Genomic DNA, 2,405 nt, shown 5'->3' with positions numbered 1-2,405 from the left:
TGTTCGAGCGGCGCCACATCGCCGCCATCGACAAACCGCCGCCCGTCAATCCAAGTCGAAGGTACCCCCGCTGCTCTCCCGATCAGATGAGCCTCGACTATGTCTAACTTTCCCCGGACAGCCCTGCCGGCGGGGAGAAGAGGTGGCGCTGGCGCCGGCAGGCTCCTCTCCCCTCGGGGAGAGGTCGGATTGCCCCGAATTGCTCTTCGCAATTCGGCTGGCAATCCGGGTGAGGGGGAGCGCCGTCGAAGCTAAGCTGCCACCCCGCCCCTGTTCCATCCGCGCCCGCGGTCACCGAACATCACATAGCCGGCGTCCGTCACCGCGACCGTGTCCTCCAGCTTGATGAAGCCGCGCGTCGGGTGGAGCATGGTCGTCTCGACCGAGAGCACCATGTTCTTCTCCAGCGGCTTGGCCGCATAGGTGCCTTCATAGGCGACCGGATGGTTGGTCATCAGGAACGGCGCCTCATGCGTGATCAGCCCCATGCCGTGGGCGAAGAAATCCGTATAGGCCGAAACCTTCGAGGCCTTCAGCACGCTCTCCGCATGCGCGATCATGTCGCCGCCGAGGATGCCGGCCTTGACCTTGGAAATGGCCGCCTGCTGCACTGCTTCGACTTCGGCCAGAAGATCCTCCAGCTCGGCATCAGGCTCGCCGAGCACGCCCATGCGGCAAAGGTCGCCGATATAGCCGTGATAGTTGCCGCCGGAATCGATTGACATCACCTCGCCCTTCTTCCATGCCTGGCTGGACGCCGCGCGGTTATGGCTTGAGCCCAGCGTCAGCAGGCAATATTCGAAATGCGCGCCGCGATTGGTCTCCTCGCGCCTCAGCCGCTCGATGATATCGGTCTTTGTCGTGCCCTCGCGCGCCAAGGCGATCGTCGCCAGCATGGAATCGGTGATCAGTTCGGAGGCGATGCGCAGCTGCTCCAGCTCCGCCTCGGTCTTGATGGCGCGCATGCGCTCCAGCATGTCGGTCGCGTCCATCAGCTTGGCATCCGGCAGCGCCTTGCGGATCAGCATATAGGCGTCGGACGGCAGGAAGCCGGGCTCGATGCCGATGCGCGCCGCAGACTTCCCGATCTGGCGCAGATGCTCCACCGCCAGATTTGCGGCATCGAGCGTGCCCCAGCAGGCGGCGTGCAAGGTCGGCGTCCAGAACGGATGGTTCTGGTGTTCGCCGCCTTCCATCTTGTTGCCGATATAGGCTGCGTGTTCCGGCCCGCCCTTCTCGTAAAGCACGATCGGCAGGTAACGGCTGTGGCCGATCGCATCCATCGCCTCGAAGAAGATGTACCTGTAGCCGCCGAGCAGATATTGCGTGTTGTGCTTGGAGGTGGCGAAGAGCACGTCGATGCCGGCCTCTTCCATCAGCCGGTCCACCCGCGCCTGGTCGAAGGGAATACTGCTGACCTCGGTCTTGCCCGGAGCGATGTTCATCTGCCTCTCCCTGTTTTTCATCGGTCGCAGGAGCGCCGAACGTTATGATTTATGGCTGTCGGCCAAATCTGCATCATTTTGGCCGCTCTGGTCCAGCCAGAACTGATCACTTTCGCGCCAAAGGCGGTTTATGTCCGAATCTCTATCCCGCTTCGCTATAATCTGGTCCTACCAGATAAAAGTATGAGAGCTTCTTTCGGCCGGCTGGTCCAGCGGACGGAAATTTCAAAGCCAAGCCATGATGCGCCAAAACCGTCTCTGGCGAAACCTTTGCCAAGGCCCATAATCACGCGATTGGCGCGCCTGCCGCGGTGCGAAGAGGGGAGTTTGAACGATGTCCGAGTTGACGGTTTCACGCCGCGGCCTGCTGGCCGGTTCGGCGCTGCTGCTGGCCTCGAACGCGCTGCCGACCATCGGCTTCGCGCAGACGCCGAAGAAGGGCGGCCGCCTCGTGCTGGCCGCCGATTCCGAACCGCGCAACCTCAACCCGGCAATCGTTGCATCGAACGGCGTCTTCTTCATTTCCAGCAAGATCGTCGAGACGCTGGCCGAAGCCTCCTTCGACGGCAAGGACGGGCTTCAACCGCGGCTCGCGCTTTCCTGGGAAGGTGCGGCCGACGGCCTGTCGGTGAGCTTCAAGCTGCGCGACGGCGTCAGATGGCATGACGGCAAGCCCTTCACCTCCGCCGACGTCGCCTTCTCGGCGCTGCAGATCTGGAAGCCGCTGCAGAATCTCGGCCGCACCGTGTTCAAGGACCTGGAGGCTGTCGACACGCCGGACGAGCTGACGGCCGTCTTCAAATTTGCCAAGCCGACGCCGTTCCAGCTCATCCGCAACGCGCTGCCGGCGCTGTCGAGCGTCGTGCCGAAGCACGTTTATGAAAACGGCAAGATCGAGGACAACCCGGCCAACAATGCGCCGGTCGGCACCGGTCCGTTCAAATTCGCCGAATACAAGGC

At 62.6% G+C, this 2,405-nt stretch carries 2 protein-coding genes; one reads left to right on the top strand and one right to left on the bottom strand.

From position 1 onward, the window contains the following. Positions 1-251 precede the first annotated feature (251 nt). On the bottom strand, positions 252-1,445 hold the full coding sequence (locus EOA24_RS34400) for a Xaa-Pro peptidase family protein (protein WP_127410612.1): 1,194 nt from the start codon (positions 1,443-1,445) through the stop codon (positions 252-254). A gap of 334 nt (positions 1,446-1,779) precedes the next feature. Between EOA24_RS34400 and EOA24_RS34395 the strand changes: the two genes are divergently transcribed. Beyond that, positions 1,780-2,405: ABC transporter substrate-binding protein (locus EOA24_RS34395; protein ID WP_245501919.1), on the top strand; the 626-nt coding region annotated here is incomplete at its 3' end.

Source organism: Mesorhizobium sp. M2A.F.Ca.ET.039.01.1.1, from assembly GCF_003998035.1.
In the GTDB taxonomy this organism is placed as follows: Bacteria; Pseudomonadota; Alphaproteobacteria; order Rhizobiales; family Rhizobiaceae; genus Mesorhizobium.
The sequence above is the reverse complement of the archived record's forward strand: the minus strand, read 5'-3'. Positions and strand labels throughout refer to the sequence as shown.